Here is a 19,276-nt window from a genome sequence, read left to right as displayed (position 1 = left end):
AATACTATCGGAGGGGTTAGGGGCCCCTCCGAAGTTGCAAGCGGACTAAGAACCTTTAAGAAGGCGCATAACCCACTTAACACCCATAAAAACCAGCAGAGCTGTCACCAATGTAGTACCCATTGTAAACAGGCTGGTAGTGTCAAACGTTGCTGTACTCAAGTCCCAGGACGCATGAGCCTTAGAAGTGTTAACCATAAAAGCTACTAAAAACAGAAACAATGCTGATACTATCCCTTTAACTCTCTTCACAATATCACCTCCCCTTTAGTTAGATTTTTAAGCATCATAATCGTCACCAAGATAATCAGGACAATCACAACCTTCATCAACCACTAAACCATATTCTTTTCTCAACCTATCATATTGACCACTTTCTACCAAATAATCCTTATAATGTTCAATCTCCCTTTCCACATAATCGTCATAATCTTCTTTAGACTCAAAACCATCTCTATCCCAATAAGTATCCGAAGAACCGCCAGAAAAATCATTGTGCACATCTACACCATATACACCAAGCTGTATCAACTCAAGAAAAGTATAAGATTGATCATAGACCAAAAGAATAACCCACTGAGCAACCTTTAAACCAACCAAAGCAACTACAACAACTGAACCGATAGTAAAAATTGCTAAAATAACACCACTAACAGCACTTGAAATTGCAACAGAAGCTAAATCCCAAGAATCAGCAAAACAAATACCAGACATACTTAAAATAAAAACTAAAACTGAAAAAGCCAACAACCAAAATTTGAACCCTCCAAATCTCTTAAACAAAACAATCATCTCCTTTATAACCAAATCTATAAAGATTTAGACAAAATCGTAAAAAACAGAAAAGCGCTCAAAGCACCTGATAAACCATACAGAAAATTACGATAAGCAGGGTCCAAATAATTAATAATAGAAGATTCGATAGAATTTGAATTATGCCAAATGGCATGCCGACCGCCTTGACAATGAGATTTTAAAATCAAAGTAGTTGCATCAGCATAAATATGACGCTCTTCCAAGTTGGTAGCAACATAAGCGCCTACTGACCCCATAACTAACTGCAAATACTCCACTTGGTCAGTTGAGTTATCTGCACATGTTTTATATGAAACAGATGCTGAAGTAATACTACATAACATCAAAAATATCAAAACTGTTAACACCTCTGTTTTCATACATATTTCACTAATTTAATTACAATAGAAATCCCAACAGCTACAAGAGCAGGAATAGCCACAAGCATAAAAAAATAATCATACATCGGAACACCTGTAAAACTTATAACACTAGCTGTGACTACCCCATCTAGGCCCTCAAACATTACACTAATTCCTTTTTCTTTTTAGAACCATTACCGCCTACACCAAATTCATCAAAAGTATCCAACGAATTCACTGCTACCGGATTAAACACCTCGATAAAACGGTAAGAGATGAAAGAAGTAAATTTCTTCTCAAACTTAGTGCCATCAACCAACGACTGGTCTAAAACCAAGTAACACTTCTCACCGTAGGCCAGAGGAGCTTCACCCTCTATGTTTATTGTTTGACTAGGGTACTTCTCTGTACCCTGAACAACAAAAGAAAATTGTGGATAATCTTTACCATCTTTGTTACGAACAGACTTTGAGTCAATGGTTCCATAAACTACTACTCTCATAACAACCCCCTCTTTATTTTGGATTACAAATCAAATTTTTTCTTGACTTAGAAAATCTAACGTCATAAAACAAATTGAGAATTAACTTGTCATCCTCTGAATAAAGCTCATATTCTTGCTTACTCAAAACAAAAACAGAACCACGTTTTCTTAACCCGGGTAACGGTACATTTTTCATGAAATCACCTCACCATTGGAAATCACAAAATATAAAAAATCTACGACTAACCTAAAAAGGCTCATACTCTTCTCCTAAATAAACCCAATCAGTTTCAAAACGGTGAATATATCGTTTAATACCCCCCCTGCCTTCAAACTTGAAATATTCATAAACTTTTGTAAAAGTACACTGGTAAGTCTCAGAAAGGGCTTTCCCGAACCTGTCAAAACAAAACAACAGTCGTTTTGCATTGAGTTTATATATCTGCTTAATCTGAGAGGCCGTAAAAGACTTCTTTACATCCAATTCCTCATACTCATAACCTTTACCGATATACTTACCAATATAATTAAAAAGTTTTTGAAACTTGACACGAAGTTTCGGAGCGGATATCTTTACAAAACCCAACTTCCAGGACTCTGCAATATCAGAGGCCGAAGGAAAAATGTATGGCTTATCATAAACAAATAAAACATGATAATGAATAGCTCCACGCTCCTGTCTTTCCTTCACGGCAACATACTTACAGAATCCACCCTGCTTTTTTATACGATTTACGATAAACGCACGGAGACGATCAAACTCTTTAAAATCTATATCCTTAGTATTATCACGCATCGTTAAAATGAGATGTACAACATAGGACTTCTGGAAATTATGACGAACAAAATTAACCATTTTTTTAATTGTATTTTGAAAGCTACCAAGACGACCGGAAGGTATATAAATCTTATCTCCTGTGGTTTTGTGCATAAAAGTTTTTAATTTAATAGCCACATGAAACCCCTGAAAATAGACTAATTTGAGGCAAAAAACAAACTGACACCAAGTGACACCAAAAACGAGCGGAGCGCACTATAACAAAATTGGATAAAAACGGGGAAACTACTGATTTGAAAGGATTTTTTGGAGCCACCGAAGGGATTTGAACCCCCGACCGGCTGATTACAAATCAGCTGCTCTGCCGAACTGAGCTACGGTGGCACTCTGGTTTAATATAACATGTATTTAATAATTTTTTAAATACATGTTATAAAATGTTACAACAAAAAAATTATAAGCAGGCCATAAGCCGGATTCTGTTTTATGTGGCCATTTATCTTAACAAGACGGTCACCCGTCTGTTTGTGCGGTTGCTACCCGTTTGCCTTCCGTATCGCTACGAAATTGGGCGGGCTACCCAAAAAGCAAATCCTATTGCACCTTTCACCGGAGGGGGTTTACATACTCTAATCGTTACCGATAAGAGTGGTGAGCTCTTACCTCGCCTTTTCACCCTTACCTGCAGTTATACACCACTGGGCGGTATCTTTTCTGTTGCACTTTCCCTGGGGTTGCCCCCGGCTGTCGTTAACAGCCCTCCTGCCCTGCGGAGCCCGGACTTTCCTCTGCCCCCGGTATCTGTTACTACTGTCGGCAGCGGCCACATGGCCTGCTTATATCTTCATTATTATAGCTCTTAAGCACACTTATTTACAAGTCTGATAATAATCCTACAGCCTGTAAACACCACCTCTCTCATTAGAAAACATGCTTGATTGTCATCAGTTTTTGATAGCATTATTGTCCAATTCCTTCCGCTACTTCCGCTTTTTAGTCTTAGTTTCTTTTTTTACATCCGCCGGCTGCTCCTTTTTAGCCTCAACAGCTTCATTTGCATCAACAGGAGCTTCTTTTTTAACCTCAACCGGAGCTTCTTTCTTAATCTCTATCGGCTGTTCTTTCTTAATCTCTATCGGCTGTTCTTTCTTAATCTCTATCGGCTGTTCTTTCTTAATCTCTATCGGCTGTTCTTTCTTAATCTCTATCGGCTGTTCTTTTATTATCTCTGCAGGTTTAGTGTTCTCAATTTCAACTACCTGCTCTTTCTTTACTTCTACAGGTTGCTCTGTCTTAACCTCTATCGGCTGTTCCTTTATGTGTTTGAAAAACACTGCACCAAGTGGGGGAAGCTGCGCAGAAAGCGAAAACGGCCTGTTCTGCCACCATACGTGATCGGCATGAAACCCGCCCCAGTTGCCTATATTGCCGCCCCAAAAACGCTCTGAATCACTGTTTAATATCTCCTTATAAAATCCCTCATAAGGTACCCCGATTCTGTAGTTTAATCTTGGCACAGGCGTTAAATTAAATACACAGATTATTACTTCATCTGTATTTTTTGACTTTCTCATAAATGATACAATACTGTTGCTATAGTCATTAAAGTCTATCCACTCAAAGCCCTCGTGGCTGAAATCAACCTCATAAAGGGCCCTCTCTTGCTTGTACATATGGTTAAGTTCCTTTACAAAATTTAGAAGTTTCTGATGCGGTTCATACTCCAGTAAATGCCAGTCAAGACTGGTTTCGAAGTTCCACTCCTTCCACTGTCCAAACTCCCCGCCCATAAACAGAAGTTTTTTCCCGGGCTGAGCATACATGTAGGCGTAGAGAAGCCTTAGGTTTGCAAACTTCTGCCACATATCCCCGGGCATCTTATCCAGCATGGAACGTTTCAAATACACTACCTCATCGTGGGAAAGCACATTTACAAAGTTTTCCGTAAAAGCATAAAGCAGGGCAAAAGTCAGATTGTTGTGATGATAACGCCTGTGAATAGGTTCTTTCTGGAAGTATGATAAAATATCGTGCATCCACCCCATGTTCCACTTAAGGCTAAAACCGAGGCCTCCCAGATACGTAGGTCTTGAGACCATAGGCCACGCCGTTGACTCCTCGGCTATCGTCAATACTCCAGGATGATAGGTGTGTACCACCTCGTTAAATCTCTTAAGCATTGCTATTGCCTCAAGGTTTTCCTTACCTCCATATTGGTTAGGCAGCCACTCTCCATGCTTTTTCGAGTAATCAAGATATAGCATAGAGGCCACGGCATCCACCCTCAAACCATCCAAATGATATTTATCCAGCCAAAATAAGGCATTTGCTATTAAGAAGTTTGTTACCTCGTTTCTACCATAGTTAAATATGAGAGTGCCCCACTCTTTGTGCTCACCACGTCTGGGGTCAGCATGTTCGTAAAGCGCTGTACCGTCAAAATAGGACAGGCCGTGCGAGTCTCTTGGAAAATGCGCCGGTACCCAGTCCATTATTACTCCTATGCCGTTTTGATGGCACATGTCTATTAAATACATAAAATCTTCAGGAGTTCCGAAACGGCTTGTCGGGGCAAAATACCCTACAGGCTGATACCCCCATGAGGCATCCAGCGGATGCTCCTGTACCGGAAGCAATTCGATGTGTGTATATCCAATCTCCTTTACATATGAAACCAACTGGTCAGCCATTTCTCTGTATGTAAGCCAGCGGGGCATCCCCTCCTCCGGCACTTGTTTCCATGATGACAAGTGCACCTCATACGTGCTGCATGGCTCCTCAAGCCAATTCCTCCCCGACCTCTCCTCCATCCACTTATCATCATTCCACTTGTACTTATTTATGTTATGCACAATAGAGGCACTCTTAGGACGCACCTCGGCATAAAAACCATATGGGTCTGACTTTATGCCTATATAATTATTATATTTACCCTTTATCTCAAACTTATAAACATCACCCTCCTGCAAGGCGGGAATAAATATTTCCCAAACCCCAAAGATGCCCCTTAATCTCATCTGATGGCGTCTGCCGTCCCAGTTGTTGAAATCCCCTATTACGCTTACTCTTGCAGCATTAGGCGCCCATACGGCAAAAAACACTCCCTTTATTTCGTCTATTTCCATCACATGGGCACCAAGCTTTTCATATTTTTTGTAATGGGTGCCCTCGCTCATCAGGTGCAAATCAAAATCAGTCAATACAGGCAAAAATGAGTATGGATCGTCGTACTCTATTTCTGCGCCATCGTCCATTACAGCTTTTAGTCTGTACGGAAAGACCTCGGAAACTCGCTCCACGATAGCCTCATAAAATCCCTCCGCCCTTATCTTTGTGCACTGGTAAATCTTTTTTTCATCTTTTCTGACTACATAAAGCTCTTTACTGCCCGGCAGGAATGCCCTCACTGCTACGGCATCTTTATTATCAAACTTAATCGGATGAACCCCCAAAATGGAAAAAGGGTCAGCATGGCACGAGCCAAGTATCGCATTAACGTGGTCATTAAACTCCATATTACAACCTCCTCACTTCTATATCATTATTTATCATACTACAAAAAACACTTTAAACCTTTCAAAAAAACACAAGCCCACAATAGTAACCTATACGATACTCTGTTGTCAACGAAAGCCCCTACAGTCATCCAAAAAATTATTTCTACCCGCTTGATAGTGTCCTTTGATTAGCCGGAACATTTTGATTGGCCGCCTGTTTCTGTCCAACACAAGACTACACTGTTTTATACCAAGTAGCAGTCAAAAGAGTAACGAGGCGGCAAGGAGAAAGCGACACCTCCCCATACAGGGGATTCCCCTTTAGGGGAGACGTCAAGGAGCTTTAGACGAAGCCAACAAAGTTAATCGAATGAATGCAGCTTGGTAAGGCGACAAGGGCATATTCTTTGTATTACCCACTCCAGATGTGAAGTGCCTTTCTAACTATAACTCCCCGCTAGTTTCTCTATCTCTTTTAATTTATTTACCTCGCCCAGGGCAATAAGAATATCACCTGACTTTATGACGGTCTTATGGGTTGGATTAAAACGCATCTCGCCGTCTGAGCGTTTTATCGCCACTATTATAATGCCATACTTTCTTCCTATTTCAGTTTCAGCCACGGTTCGGTCGGCAAACACCGATGTCTCCTTTACCGTTATCTCCTCCATCTGAAGCGCAATATTGCCGCTTTGGGTTGCAAATTCCAAAAAATCCACTACTGAGGGCTTAAGTATTGTCTGCGCTATCTTAAGCCCCCCGATGTTGTAAGGAGCCACGACCCTGTCCGCCCCCGCCCTGATCAACTTTAACTCCGTGCTCTCTTCAAGCGCACGCGCCACTATTTTCAGAGACGGGTTTAGCACCCGTGACGATAACACTACAAACAGATTCTTAGCATCGGTTGAAAGCACTGAGATTACTCCTTTTGCTCTTTCTATGCCAGCCCCTTTTAAAACATCATCATGCGTTGCATCTCCCGATAAATACAAATAATCCTCATCTGTTTCAATCTCTAATATCTCCTGCTCTATCACCACAAATGGCACACCCGATGCCCTCAACTCCTTGCATATTATCCTGCCCATCCTGCCAAAACCGCATATTATATAATGGTCCTTTATCTCTTTTATTTTCTTTTCCAACTTCCTCCTCCCCATAATTTTTTGAAACTCGCCCTCAAACAATGCCCTCAAACCCACATTTACATTGTAGGCCAAAATGCCGACTCCTGAAAAAATCAAAAATATTGTAAATGCCCTTCCACTGTTGCTTAGCCCATGGACTTCCTGAAAACCAATCGTTGCCAGCGTTATAACCACCATATAAAAAGCATCAAATGAGTTCCAGCCCTCTATTGCCATATAGCCCGCCGTACCTAAGGTCAGTATCGCAACCAACAGCACAGCCGATATTATAAGCTGCTTTCTTAACTCTCCTATTGACTGTTGCACTACAGTATTGTCTCCTTTTTAATTGCTTCGTCAAAACCTCACATAATAGCAGGCTGTATTCTAACGTCTAATACCAAGTACCTTCAATCGTCTAACATCGAATGAATGCAACTCGGTATGACTGCAACTCGGTATCACATAGTCCACAAAATACTGACCGGCTGCTTAATTAATAAACAGCCGGTCTCTGTATATTCAATATTTGTAACGACTGGTATCAGATTATGTATCTAACACAGGTTCCTCTTGCTCCACCTCTTTCTTTACCTCATCGGATTCCCGTCTCACATACGTGTTTCTGTATCTGTCCATACCCGTGCCGCAAGGAATTATCTTGCCCATTATTACGTTTTCCTTAAGGCCCCGTAACTCATCCACCCCGCCGCAAAGTGCTGCATCTGTAAGCACTCGTGTGGTTTCCTGAAATGAGGCGGCGGAGACCCAACTGTAGGTAGTAAGAGATGCCTTTGTTATACCCAAAAGCAGTGGCCTGCCTATCGCCGGTTTTTTACCCTCAGCCTGCACTACTGCATTTATTTCCTGAAACTCCATCCGATCAACCTGGTCGCCTATCATGAGCTCAGTATCTCCGGGTTCCTCGATTCGCAGCTTTTTCATCATTTGCCGGATTATTATCTCTATGTGTTTGTCATTTATGGAAACACCCTGCAGGCGATAAACCTTCTGAACCTCGTCCACGAGATAGCGTTGAAGCTCGGTAGGACCCAGTATGTCCAAAATATCGTGGGGATTTACCGCCCCATCCATAAGAGCCTCACCTGCCTTTACCCAGTCACCCTCATGAACTGTCACATGCTTACCCTTGGGAATCGTATACTCCTTAACAACGTCCCCACCGCGTACCTTTACCATTCTGGAGCCCTTCTGCGTTGACACAAACTCCACCACGCCGTCTATCTCTGAAACAAGCGTAGGCTCCTTAGGCTTTCTTGCTTCAAACAGCTCTGCTACCCTGGGAAGACCTCCGGTTATGTCCTTTGTCTTAACCGTCTCTCTCGGTATCTTTGCCAAAACATCACCAGGTGCCACAAGATCGTTCTTTTCAACCAGAATGTTTGACCCCACAGGAAGCATATACCTTGCCGGTGCACCGTTAGGAAGCCTAAGCGTTGCTTTTCCATGCTCATCTTTTATAGATATTCTCGGCCTCAGGTCAAGGTTTGTCGGATAGTCAACTATGAGCTTATGGGAAAGTCCCGTTATTTCGTCAACCTGCTCCTTAACGGTAACTCCCTCCTCAACATCTCCCCACGCAACCCGTCCTCCAACCTCCGTCAAAATGGAGGTGGAATATGGATCCCATTCGGCTATCTTTTGCCCTATCTGAACCTTATCACCGTCCTTTACAAGAAGCTTTGCAGCATAAACGATATTGTGCTTTTCTCTCTCACGGCCGCTTTCATCCACAACGGCTATGAAAGCATTACGGTTCATAACCACATGCAGGCCGTCTCTGTTAATAACTGAGTTGACGTCCACAAAGTTAATGGTACCGGAGTGCTTAACACTCAATACAGCCTGCTCAATTATCTTTGTTGCAGCACCGCCGATATGGAATGTTCTCATGGTAAGCTGTGTGCCGGGTTCTCCAATTGATTGTGCCGCTATGATTCCCACAGCCTCGGCCATCTGTATCCGTTCGTTTCTCGCTAAATCCCTGCCGTAGCAGTTCATGCAGATACCAAAGCGTGTCTGGCAGGTCAGCACGGAACGAATCTTCACCCTGTCTATACCGGCCTCAACTATACGTACAACCATCTCCTCATCAATATCGCCGTTTTTAGAAAGTATCAGCTCTTTAGTAATCGGGTCACGTATGTCCTCTGCACTAATACGCCCTAGGAGTCTCTCCTCAAGCGGCTGTATTATTTCTCCGCCCTCGATAAGGGCCGTTATCATTATCCCGTCATCTGTGCTGCAGTCAACCTCAGTGATTATCACATCCTGGGCAACATCCACCAGTCTCCTTGTAAGATAACCGGAGTTTGCGGTTTTTAAAGCCGTATCCGCAAGGCCTTTTCGTGCACCATGGGTTGAAATAAAGTACTGAAGCGGAGAGAGCCCCTCACGGAAGTTAGCCGTTATAGGTGTTTCTATGATTTCACCGGATGGTTTAGCCATGAGACCTCTCATACCGGCAAGCTGCCTTATCTGGGCTGCCGAGCCCCTTGCACCTGAGTCTGCCATCATAAATACGCTGTTAAAGGCACGGCTCTTTTCGATTTCCTCAGGAGTCAGCACTTTACCTTCCTCGGCTCCTAACTCCGCCATCATGACCTCGGCCACTTTCTCCGTCACATTTGCCCATATGTCTATTACCTTGTTGTACCTCTCACCCTGTGTTATCAGTCCGTCTGAGTACTGCTTATAGACTTCCATAACTTCTTTTTCCGCGCCTTTGAGTATTTCAGCCTTCTTTGAGGGCACATGCATATCTGAAATACAAATGGAGATTCCTGACTTAGTGGCATACTCAAAACCGAGTCTCTTCAGTTCGTCCAAAAATAACACAGTCTTTCTCTTTCCGGCATACTTATGGGCATAGTCTATCACCTTTTGCACTTCCTTTTTGGTCAGCACCCGGTTGATTTCTTGAAATGGTACCTCCTGAGGAACTATCTCATAAAAAAGCACCCTGCCCACTGTTGTTGAGATTTTTTCATCGTTTAAATACACCGTTATCCTTGCATGTTCGGACACAGCGCCGTTGTCGTAGGCAATACGTACCTCATCAGTGGAGGAAAATATCTTACCCTCGCCTTTTGCTCCTGTCTTTTCTTTGGTCAAATAGTAAATACCTAAGACCATATCCTGAGTAGGAAGCACAATGGGCTTACCGCTTGCAGGGGAAAGCAGATTGTTTATAGACATCATAAGCACCCTTGCCTCTACCTGTGCTTCTATGGAAAGGGGAACGTGTACCGCCATCTGGTCTCCGTCAAAGTCTGCATTATATGAGGTACAGACAAGAGGATGCAGTTTTATGGCCTTTCCCTCAATAAGCACAGGGTCAAAGGCCTGTATGCCAAGCCTGTGTAAAGTCGGCGCCCTGTTTAGCAAAACAGGATGTTCCTTGATTACCTCCTCAAGGGCATCCCAAACCTCAGGACGTTCCATCTCTACAAATTTCTTTGCCTGCTTTATAGTTGTAACGTACCCCTTATCCTCAAGTTTATTAAAAACAAACGGTTTAAACAACTCAAGAGCCATAAGTTTTGGAATCCCGCACTGGTGAAGCTTAAGGTCAGGGCCAACCACAATAACAGAACGACCCGAGTAATCTACACGTTTACCCAGGAGGTTTTGCCTGAAACGCCCCTGCTTGCCCTTAATCATATCACTGAGGGATTTAAGGGAACGTTTGGTTGAGCCCTTGGGAACTTTAGCTCCCTTTGTGTTGTCAAACAGAGAATCCACAGATTCCTGAAGCATCCGCTTTTCATTTTTAACTATAACGCTTGGTGCCTTCAGTTCCATCAAACGCTTCAACCGGTTGTTTCTGTTTATAACCCTCCGGTAGAGATCATTTAAATCAGAGGTGGCAAATCTGCCGCCCTGAAGCGGTACCAGCGGTCTTAAATCAGGCGGAAGCACCGGTATTACATCAAGAATCATCCACTCCGGCCTGTTGCCGGAACTTATGAAATCTTCCACTATTTTCAGACGCTTGGTCAGACGTTTTTTTATCCCTACGGAGCTTATCTCATGGATTTTTATCTTTAGCTCATTATCCAGCACTGTTAAATCCACCTTCTTCAGCAGCTCTTTAATAGCCTCTGCTCCCATACCGGCTTTAAACCTGTTTCCAAGTTCCATGTTGTATTTCTTGTACTCTTCCTCAGTGAGAACTTGTTTTTCCTTAAGAGGAGTATCACCTGGGTCTATTACCACATAGCTTTCAAAGTAGAGTACCTTTTCCAGGTTTTTCATAGTCATGTCAAGAAGTAATCCTATCCGGCTGGGAACTCCCTTTAGAAACCATATGTGGGCAACCGGAGTGCAAAGCTCTATGTGGGCAAGCCGCTCCCTTCTGACCTTTGCGTGTATGACCTCAACACCGCACTTATCACACACCACACCACGGTGCTTCATTCTCTTATATTTTCCGCAAATACACTCCCAGTCCTTCACAGGCCCGAATATTTTGGCACAGAACAGCCCGTCCTTTTCCGGTTTAAACGTTCTGTAGTTTATTGTCTCCGGTTTTTTGACCTCTCCAAAAGACCACTCCCTTATTCTGTCAGGAGAGGCCAGCTTAATCCTGACAGCATCGAATTCCTTCTGACTCTTCGGCTCGTGGTACATACCAAACATGTTATCTGACAAATTCTATCCCCCCTTGTTCTTTTTCTCAAGAAGTTCAACGTCAAGACAAAGGCTCTGAAGCTCCTTTATAAGTACGTGGAATGACTCCGGCACGCCGGGGTCAAGGGTTGCGTCCCCCTTAACTATTGCCTCGTACATCTTCGCCCTTCCACTAACATCATCGCTCTTAACCGTTAAGTACTCCTGAAGCGTGTATGACGCCCCGTATGCCTCCAAAGCCCACACTTCCATTTCACCCAGGCGCTGACCGCCAAATTGTGCTTTACCTCCCAGTGGCTGCTGTGTAACCAAAGAGTATGGCCCAATGGAACGGGCATGTATCTTATCCTCTACAAGGTGGTGAAGTTTCAACATATACATATAACCCACAGTAACAGAGCGTTCAAAGGCCTCACCGGTTTTGCCGTCATAAAGGACCGACTGGCCGGTCTCGGAAAGGCCGGATTTCGTTAACATCTCCCTCAGGTCTTCCTCCGTAGCACCTTCAAACACAGGCGTTGCCACATTGATGCCTAAAGCATTTGCCGCCATTCCAAGATGTGTCTCCAGTATCTGACCCACATTCATTCTTGATGGCACTCCGAGAGGGTTTAACACTACATCCACAGGTGTGCCGTCAGGCAGGTATGGCATATCATCATCGGGCAGCACCATTGCCACCACTCCCTTGTTTCCATGCCGGCCTGCCATCTTATCCCCCACCTGAATCTTACGCTTCATCGCTATATAAACCTTGATGAGTTTATTGACCCCTGGAGGCAGTTCATCGCCTTTTTTCAGTCTCTCTATGCGTTCATCATACCGGAGTTGAAGATTTTTGAGATAATCTTTCACCTTTTTATTGAGTTCCTCTACCTCGCTGGTAATATCCTCATCATCAATTTTAAGGCGTACGATTTTTTTATCTCCTAAAGCCTCCAGCATCCGAGTATCCAGAATATCTCCGGTTTTGCAGATAAAATCCTTATTAGATTGATCCCTTACATCCTCAAGGACTATCTTACCAAGCAATAATTTTCTTACCTTATTGTAGAGCTCCTGACTTACTATTCTGGTTTCCTCTTCAAAATCCCTCTGAAGCCCCCTTATTTCCTCATCCTCAAGCGCCTTTGCTCTTGCATCCTTTTTTATTCCGCGCCTTGTAAAGACTTTAACGTCAACCACCGTGCCCTTAATGCCGGGTGGGACGTACAGGCAGCTTTCCTTAACCTCCTCAGCTTTCTCCCCAAAAATGGCTCGCAGGAGTTTCTCCTCAGGCGTAAGCTGCGTCTCACCCTTGGGGGTTATTTTACCGACAAGGATATCTCCGGGTTTTACTTCCGCTCCTATATATATTATTCCGCTTTCATCAAGGTCGGCAAGTGCATCCTCACCTACATTGGGAATATCTCTGGTGATTTCCTCCGGGCCGAGCTTCGTATCCCTGGCCTCCACCTCAAACTCCTCCACGTGCACCGATGTAAAGACGTCGTCCTTAACAAGCCGTTCACTTAGCAAAATAGCATCCTCAAAGTTATATCCGCCCCAGGGCATAAATGCCACCAGAACATTCTTACCAAGCGCCAGCTCGCCCATATCTGTCGACGGGCCGTCTGCGATGACATCCCCTGCTGTTACCTTAGCACCCACATCGACTATCGGACGTTGGTTTATACAAGTGGCCTGATTGGAGCGTGCAAATTTAATAAGATTATAGATATCCACACTACCCTCTTCCTCCACCCTAACCACTATTCTGTTGGAATCAAGGCTTTCCACAGTGCCGGAGCGCCGTGCAGTAATACATGCACCTGAGTCCCTTGCCGCTACATACTCCATGCCTGTGCCCACAATGGGTGACTCGGTATAGGTCAGCGGAACCGCCTGTCTTTGCATGTTAGAACCCATAAGGGCACGGTTGGCATCGTCGTTTTCAAGAAACGGAATAAGCGATGCCGACACGCCTACTATTTGCTTAGGAGAGACGTCCATGTAGTCAATCTCTGCGGGGGTGAAAATCTTTAAGTCGCCACCGATTCTTGCCGATATGGCCTCACCTATCAGGCTGCCCTGTGCATCTATCGGCGATGTTGCCTCAGCTATTACAAACCTCTCACCCTCTATAGCTGAGAGAAAGAGTATCTCACCTGTGACTTTGCCGTTTATAACCTTTCTGTAGGGTGCTTCCAAAAAACCATACTCGTTTATACGGGCATAGCTGGCTAAAGAGACGATTAATCCGATGTTTGGCCCCTCAGGGGTCTCAATCGGGCAGATTCTGCCGTAATGGGTCGGGTGTACGTCTCTTACCTCAAACCCTACGCGTTCACGGGTTAAACCGCCCGGACCCAGGGCCGACAGTCTTCTCTTGTGAGTTATCTCTGAAAGCGGATTCGTCTGGTCCATAAACTGACTTAACTGGCTGGAACCGAAAAACTCCTTAACAGCCGCCATTACGGGCTTGGCATTTATGATATCATGGGGCATTACATCCTTGATATCTATAATCATCATCTTTTCCTTAATAGCCCGCTCCATACGGATAAGCCCGATACGGAACTGGTTTTCAAGAAGCTCTCCCACGCTCCTTACACGTCTGTTTCCCAGATGGTCTATATCGTCCACCTCACCTAGACCGGTTCTCAGCGCAAGCAGGTACTTTATTATCTCTATGATGTCGCTGTCGGTTAAAACGGTGTTGTCCATAGGGGTGTCAAGTCCGAGACGCTTATTGACTTTGAGGCGTCCCACGGGGGAAAGATCATAACGTTTTTCATCAAAAAACAAGCCGGCAAACAGTGCTTTAGACGCCTCAAGCGTCGGAGGCTCACCGGGTCTCATCTTTTTATATATCTCTATGAGGGCGTCCTCTTTGGTATTGATCTTATCCATTAAAAGAGTATCCCTCAGAGAGGATAAGTACCGCACATTATCAATAAAAAGTAAATCCAGAGTTTCTATCGGCAATGAAAGAATTCTGTCCAGACCTTCAGCATTAATAACCTCGTTACCCTCGACGATTATTTCACCTGTTTCAGGGTCAACTACGTCATTGAGGCTGTAACGCCCTATGATTTCATCCCTCAAAATAGGAATTTCTTCAATCCCTGCATTCTGAAGCCGCTTAATGGCGGCCTTTGTGATTTTTGCACCTTCTTTTACCAAAAGCGTACCCTTGCTCTTAGGGTCATAAATTGTTGTGCTGGCCTTGCTTCCCGCCAGGATGCCTGAGACGCGGCGGCTGAAATTGTTGCTGCCCAGAATCTTTATCTTCTCTATCGGATAAAAAATCTTCAGCAGATCCTCGTTTTTATAAGCCAGCGCTTTGAGCACAATAGTGGCCGGCAGTTTCTTCCTTCTGTCTATCCTTACGTAGAGTATGTCTTTAGTGTCAAACTCGAAATCCAGCCATGACCCTCTGGAGGGAATAACCCTTGCAGTGTAGAGCAGCCGCCCGCTTGTGTGGGTTTTTGTTTTATCAGTGTTGAAAAACACACCTGGAGAGCGGTGAAGCTGACTTACAATAACGCGTTCTATACCGTTTATTACAAAAGAGCCCGTCTCAGTCATAAGAGGAATCTCACCGATATAGACCTCCTCTTCACGTGACTCCTTAAGTAATTTCTTGTCGTCCTCTGATTTCTTACCGTCTTCCGGTCCCTCCCACAAATTCAGCCTTACCCTGATTTTAATAGGCGCCGAATAGGTTAGTCCCTTGTGAACACACTCCCTGACCCGGTACTTAGGCTCCAACAGATAGTAGCCCAGATACTCTATCGAGGCCGTCTCGTTGTAATCAATAATTGGAAAGACACTCCTGAAAGCCGACTCAAGGCCGATATTTCTTCTCTGTGCGTTTGTCAGGTCTTTTTGTAAAAACACCTCATATGATCTTCTCTGTATTTCTATTAAATATGGTACATCAAGTACCCTTGCTACCTTACCCAGGTTAACCCGTTCTTTAAGTGCCCTTGTCATGTTACTCCTTAAGTATTTTTATAAGCGGCTTTTAATCCACATCAATAAGGAAAAAGCCTGTATTTTTGTTAGGATATAACAGCCAATGGGAATATTCGCTACTTGATTTCTACTTTAGCTCCCTGCTCCTCTACTTTAGCCTTAATATTTTCAGCCTCTTCTTTGGACACGCCGGTCTTTATCTCTTTTGGAGCAGTGTCAACGAGTTCTTTTGCCTCTTTAAGCCCCAGTCCCGTCAACTCTCTGACAACCTTTATGACCTGAATTTTCTTATCCCCTACCGAGGCTAAAATTGCATCAAAACTTGTCTTTTCCTCAACCGGAGCCGCCGCTTCCGCCGCCGGAGCCGCCGCCACCGCTACCGCCGCCGCAGCCGTCACTCCATATCTTTCCTCAAACTCCTTGATAAACTCCGACATTTGAAGTATTGTCATATTGTCAAAAAATTCAAACACCTGTTCTTTTGTTACTGAAGCCATACTGCCTCCTCATAGATATTTTTCAGAGATTAACACTCCGCTTTAGTTTGTCTTTTTTTCTTTTAACGCATTTAGCGCATTAACCATCCTGCTCACTGTGGCATCAAGAAGGGATGCCATCTTACCTAACGGTGCAGAGAAACAACCGGCCACCTGAGAAAGTAACACCTCACGCGGCGGAAGCTCAGATATTTTCTTTAAATCCTTGGCGTCAAAAAGCCTTCCTTCCACAAAACCGTTTAATACCTTAAACTTATCATTTCTCTTTGCATACTCAAATACCTTCTTAGAGACCGATATCGGATCGTCAAAACCTATGGCCAACCCTACAGGCCCCACAAAATTCCCCTTTGCACTCTCTACCGCCGTACCCTCACAGGCCAGCATGGCAAGAGTGTTTTTTACCACCTTGTACTCAATGCCGTTTTTCCTTAAATTGACCCTTAAATCCGAAAGGTTCTCAACCGTCATCCCTATGTAGTTTGTAAAGACCACAGACTTTGACCGGTTGAATTTGTCCTTCAACTCTGCAACTACATCCTTTTTTTCCTGTTTGTTCATATCAGTTCCTTCTTTTAAAAGAATTTGTACAGCAGGAGATTGTGGTTGGAGGGCTGAAATACCCAAATCGAGCATATGCAGCTTTTTTGCCTCCAGTCTAAACAGGCCGGATAATACTCTAACCGATTAAACGGTATCGTACCTGTTGTCTCCGACTGAGCTATCTTGTAAAAACTCAAATCCTTGTTAAAGTTACAGTGTTAAAATCCACCTTTAGGCCTGGTCCCATGGTGGAGGTGACCACAAGCCTTTTTAAATACTTCCCTTTGCTTGTCTGCGGCTTGGCCTTAATTACGGAATCCACAGCCGTTTTGATATTTTCCACGAGTGAGGCTGTACTGAAAGAGAGTTTTCCTACCGGCATGTGAATAATGCCTGCCTTTTCCACCCTGTAGTCAACCTTTCCGGCTTTTATTTCTTTTACGGCTTTGGCCACGTCAAAAGTGACAGTGCCGGTTTTGGGGTTAGGCATAAGCCCTCTTGGACCCAGTAATTTACCCAGTTTACCTACAGCGCCCATAATATCGGGTGTTGCCACCGCCTTATCGAAATCAAGCCAGCCCTTTTGGATTTTCTCAATCATGTCATCAGCGCCGACAAAATCAGCGCCTGCCTCGGTTGCTTCCTTTTCCTTTTCACCCTTTGCAAAGACAAGAACCTTTACCTGCTTACCTGTTCCGTGAGGGAGCACAACAAAACCTCTGACCATCTGATCGCTCTTTCTGGGGTCAACACCCAGGTTAAGGGCAATGTCCACAGTCTCGTCAAACTTCACATACTTAAATGACTTAAGGGCCTCTATGGCGTCCTCTAGAGAGAGCTCTTTGAGAGTCTCCAGCTTACTCTTTACATCTTCATACTTCTTACCCATTATAATATCCTCCTGAAAAACCTTAACCTGCTACTACATCCACACCCATGCTGCGAGCCGTACCGCTGATAATCTTCACACCCTCGTCCAGTTCGTAGGCGTTTAAATCGGGCATCTTGGTCCGGGCTATTTCCATGACTTGTTCCGTAGTAATCTTCCCGACTTTTTCCTTGTTGGGAACACTGGAGCCTTTAATAACACCGGCTGCTTTCTTTATCAGTTCCGAGGCAGGGGGTGTTTTGGTGATAAACGTAAAGGTCCTGTCTTTGTATATCGTCAGAACCACGGGGACTATGGTCTCTCCCATGGACTGAGTTTTAGCATTAAATTGTTTGCAAAAATCCATGATATTAACACCATGAGGACCCAGTGCCGGTCCTATGGGCGGTGCCGGATTTGCTTTGCCGGCATTTATCTGAATCTTCACCATTGCTTTTATTTCTTTTGCCATAATTCCTCCAAAAGTATATATCTTAATTTATATCCACTGTAATACTCTCAACTGTCGCTGCTAAGCGGCATATCAGGCTTTTTCCACCTGGTAGAAGTTCAACTCAACAGGCGTTTGTCTTCCAAAGATGCTTACCATGACCTTGAGTCTGCCGTGGTCCATATCAATATCGTCAACATATCCGTTAAAGTTAGAAAAAGGCCCGTCAACAATTCTGACGTTTTCACCTTTTTCATACTGCATCTTAACCTCAGTGCCCGGGCCCTTTTCCTGCTGAAGCAGTATAACCTCCACCTCCTCCGGTGGAAGTGACACAGGGTTCTGGCCGCCTACAAAACCCGTAACCCTCGGTATTGTCTTGACCATATGCCATGTCTCATCGTTTAGTTCCATTTCGACAAGAATGTATCCGGGATAGAACTTCTTATCGCTTTCGGCCTTTTTACCTCTTTTGATTTCAACCACACGCTCCGTTGGAATCAACACGCGGCTTATCATATCCTGCAACCCGCCGCGCTGTGCCTTATCCTCTATTGAGAATTTTACCTTTTCCTCATATCCCGAGTATGTATGAACAACGTACCACTGTTTTGCCATATGCCTACCTTATCAAATTCTGCATTATCTTAGTTAAACCCAAATCAACAATACCTAAGAAAAATGATAGTATTATAACAAAAATCAACACTACCCAGGTAGAACCGATAAGTTCCTCTCGCCCTGGAAATACAACCTTCTTTGTTTCAATCTTAACTTCTTTCAAAAAAGCCTTTATTCTTTCAATCATTTTCTTCCCTACTTACCTCTTCTTTACTTTTCCCCTGCACCATGCCAAAAAGGCAGGCCGCAGATATAACAATGGCAGGCCAGGAGGGATTCGAACCCCCAACACTCGGTTTTGGAGACCGACGCTCTGCCGTTAGAGCTACTGGCCTTTGCAAAGAAGCGCTCCGCAGCCAATTAAGATTTTGTCTCCTTGTGGTCTGTGTGACGGCGTTCAAATTTGCAATATTTTTTCATCAATATTTTTTCGGTCGTGTTTTTTTTGTTTTTTCTTGTTGCATAGTTCTTGCTCTTACATTCCGTACATTGTAGCAGTATAATATCTCTCATCGTTTGATTACTCCAAAACCTCTGTAACAACGCCGGCACCAACCGTTCTGCCACCTTCACGGATAGCAAAACGCAGCTCCTTCTCCATTGCTATGGGCGCTATCAACTCTACTCTTATGCTTATGTT

Annotated in this window: 17 protein-coding genes, 2 tRNA genes and 1 other RNA gene; all 20 read right to left on the bottom strand. The window is 44.0% G+C overall.

Features of this window, described 5'->3' with window-relative positions; all coding sequences use genetic code 11:
* Positions 1-45: 45 nt before the first annotated feature.
* Entirely contained in the window at positions 46-252 is a 207-nt protein-coding gene (locus H7844_14360) for a hypothetical protein (GenBank protein ID MEO5358461.1), read from the bottom strand.
* Between the two features lie 27 nt (positions 253-279).
* Positions 280-783, bottom strand: coding sequence for a hypothetical protein (locus H7844_14355; protein MEO5358460.1), 504 nt, complete (start codon positions 781-783; stop codon positions 280-282).
* 26 nt (positions 784-809) lie between these two features.
* Complete coding sequence (locus tag H7844_14350) at positions 810-1,175, bottom strand: hypothetical protein (protein ID MEO5358459.1); 366 nt, start codon at positions 1,173-1,175, stop codon at positions 810-812.
* 145 nt (positions 1,176-1,320) lie between these two features.
* A complete protein-coding gene (locus tag H7844_14345) occupies positions 1,321-1,659 on the bottom strand; it encodes a hypothetical protein (GenBank protein MEO5358458.1) in 339 nt (112 codons plus the stop codon).
* A gap of 229 nt (positions 1,660-1,888) precedes the next feature.
* Positions 1,889-2,596, bottom strand: coding sequence for a hypothetical protein (locus H7844_14340; GenBank protein MEO5358457.1), 708 nt, complete (start codon positions 2,594-2,596; stop codon positions 1,889-1,891).
* A 130-nt stretch (positions 2,597-2,726) separates the two neighbouring features.
* Positions 2,727-2,803, bottom strand: a tRNA-Thr gene (locus H7844_14335).
* 69 nt (positions 2,804-2,872) lie between these two features.
* Positions 2,873-3,258: RNase P RNA component class A (gene rnpB, locus H7844_14330), an RNA gene on the bottom strand.
* Positions 3,259-3,399: 141 nt separating this feature from the next.
* Positions 3,400-5,934, bottom strand: coding sequence for a 1,4-alpha-glucan branching protein GlgB (gene glgB / locus H7844_14325; protein MEO5358456.1), 2,535 nt, complete (start codon positions 5,932-5,934; stop codon positions 3,400-3,402).
* Between the two features lie 422 nt (positions 5,935-6,356).
* Positions 6,357-7,370, bottom strand: coding sequence for a potassium channel protein (locus H7844_14320; protein ID MEO5358455.1), 1,014 nt, complete (start codon positions 7,368-7,370; stop codon positions 6,357-6,359).
* Between the two features lie 222 nt (positions 7,371-7,592).
* A complete protein-coding gene (rpoC, locus tag H7844_14315; protein ID MEO5358454.1) occupies positions 7,593-11,705 on the bottom strand; it encodes a DNA-directed RNA polymerase subunit beta' in 4,113 nt (1,370 codons plus the stop codon).
* A 15-nt stretch (positions 11,706-11,720) separates the two neighbouring features.
* The gene (gene rpoB, locus H7844_14310) at positions 11,721-15,674 is read right to left on the bottom strand and encodes a DNA-directed RNA polymerase subunit beta (protein ID MEO5358453.1); all 3,954 of its coding nucleotides are present in this window, start codon (positions 15,672-15,674) and stop codon (positions 11,721-11,723) included.
* A 98-nt stretch (positions 15,675-15,772) separates the two neighbouring features.
* Positions 15,773-16,153 (bottom strand): 50S ribosomal protein L7/L12, encoded by a 381-nt coding sequence (gene rplL / locus H7844_14305; protein MEO5358452.1) that lies wholly within the window; start codon positions 16,151-16,153, stop codon positions 15,773-15,775.
* Between the two features lie 42 nt (positions 16,154-16,195).
* Positions 16,196-16,789, bottom strand: a complete 594-nt coding sequence (gene rplJ, locus H7844_14300) for a 50S ribosomal protein L10 (GenBank protein MEO5358451.1) — start codon at positions 16,787-16,789, stop codon at positions 16,196-16,198.
* A gap of 100 nt (positions 16,790-16,889) precedes the next feature.
* A complete protein-coding gene (rplA, locus tag H7844_14295; protein ID MEO5358450.1) occupies positions 16,890-17,585 on the bottom strand; it encodes a 50S ribosomal protein L1 in 696 nt (231 codons plus the stop codon).
* Between the two features lie 22 nt (positions 17,586-17,607).
* Positions 17,608-18,036 (bottom strand): 50S ribosomal protein L11, encoded by a 429-nt coding sequence (gene rplK / locus H7844_14290; GenBank protein ID MEO5358449.1) that lies wholly within the window; start codon positions 18,034-18,036, stop codon positions 17,608-17,610.
* Between the two features lie 72 nt (positions 18,037-18,108).
* On the bottom strand, positions 18,109-18,633 hold the full coding sequence (gene nusG / locus H7844_14285) for a transcription termination/antitermination protein NusG (protein MEO5358448.1): 525 nt from the start codon (positions 18,631-18,633) through the stop codon (positions 18,109-18,111).
* Positions 18,634-18,637: 4 nt separating this feature from the next.
* Positions 18,638-18,823, bottom strand: a complete 186-nt coding sequence (gene secE / locus H7844_14280; protein MEO5358447.1) for a preprotein translocase subunit SecE — start codon at positions 18,821-18,823, stop codon at positions 18,638-18,640.
* A 72-nt stretch (positions 18,824-18,895) separates the two neighbouring features.
* Positions 18,896-18,971: transfer RNA gene (locus H7844_14275), tRNA-Trp, on the bottom strand.
* A 25-nt stretch (positions 18,972-18,996) separates the two neighbouring features.
* Positions 18,997-19,149: a 50S ribosomal protein L33 gene (rpmG, locus tag H7844_14270; GenBank protein MEO5358446.1), complete on the bottom strand. Its 153-nt coding sequence runs from the start codon at positions 19,147-19,149 to the stop codon at positions 18,997-18,999.
* A 7-nt stretch (positions 19,150-19,156) separates the two neighbouring features.
* Positions 19,157-19,276 (bottom strand): elongation factor Tu (locus H7844_14265; protein MEO5358445.1); only part of this gene is annotated, 120 nt, incomplete at its 5' end.

The sequence above is a fragment of the Nitrospirae bacterium YQR-1 genome, from assembly GCA_039908095.1.
Lineage (GTDB): Bacteria > Nitrospirota > Thermodesulfovibrionia > Thermodesulfovibrionales > Magnetobacteriaceae > Magnetomonas.
Note: the sequence above shows the minus strand (reverse complement) of the source record. Positions and strands in the feature narration are given on the sequence as shown.

Coding starts and splice junctions, on each gene's coding strand:
- H7844_14350 (MEO5358459.1), bottom strand. CDS start 1,175: ATGAAAACAGAGGTGTTAACAGTTTTGATATTTTTGATGTTATGTAGT.
- H7844_14345 (MEO5358458.1), bottom strand. CDS start 1,659: ATGAGAGTAGTAGTTTATGGAACCATTGACTCAAAGTCTGTTCGTAAC.
- glgB (MEO5358456.1), bottom strand. CDS start 5,934: ATGGAGTTTAATGACCACGTTAATGCGATACTTGGCTCGTGCCATGCT.
- rpoC (MEO5358454.1), bottom strand. CDS start 11,705: ATGTTTGGTATGTACCACGAGCCGAAGAGTCAGAAGGAATTCGATGCT.
- rpoB (MEO5358453.1), bottom strand. CDS start 15,674: ATGACAAGGGCACTTAAAGAACGGGTTAACCTGGGTAAGGTAGCAAGG.
- rplL (MEO5358452.1), bottom strand. CDS start 16,153: ATGGCTTCAGTAACAAAAGAACAGGTGTTTGAATTTTTTGACAATATG.
- rplJ (MEO5358451.1), bottom strand. CDS start 16,789: ATGCTCGATTTGGGTATTTCAGCCCTCCAACCACAATCTCCTGCTGTA.
- rplA (MEO5358450.1), bottom strand. CDS start 17,585: ATGGGTAAGAAGTATGAAGATGTAAAGAGTAAGCTGGAGACTCTCAAA.
- rplK (MEO5358449.1), bottom strand. CDS start 18,036: ATGGCAAAAGAAATAAAAGCAATGGTGAAGATTCAGATAAATGCCGGC.
- nusG (MEO5358448.1), bottom strand. CDS start 18,633: ATGGCAAAACAGTGGTACGTTGTTCATACATACTCGGGATATGAGGAA.
- secE (MEO5358447.1), bottom strand. CDS start 18,823: ATGATTGAAAGAATAAAGGCTTTTTTGAAAGAAGTTAAGATTGAAACA.
- rpmG (MEO5358446.1), bottom strand. CDS start 19,149: ATGAGAGATATTATACTGCTACAATGTACGGAATGTAAGAGCAAGAAC.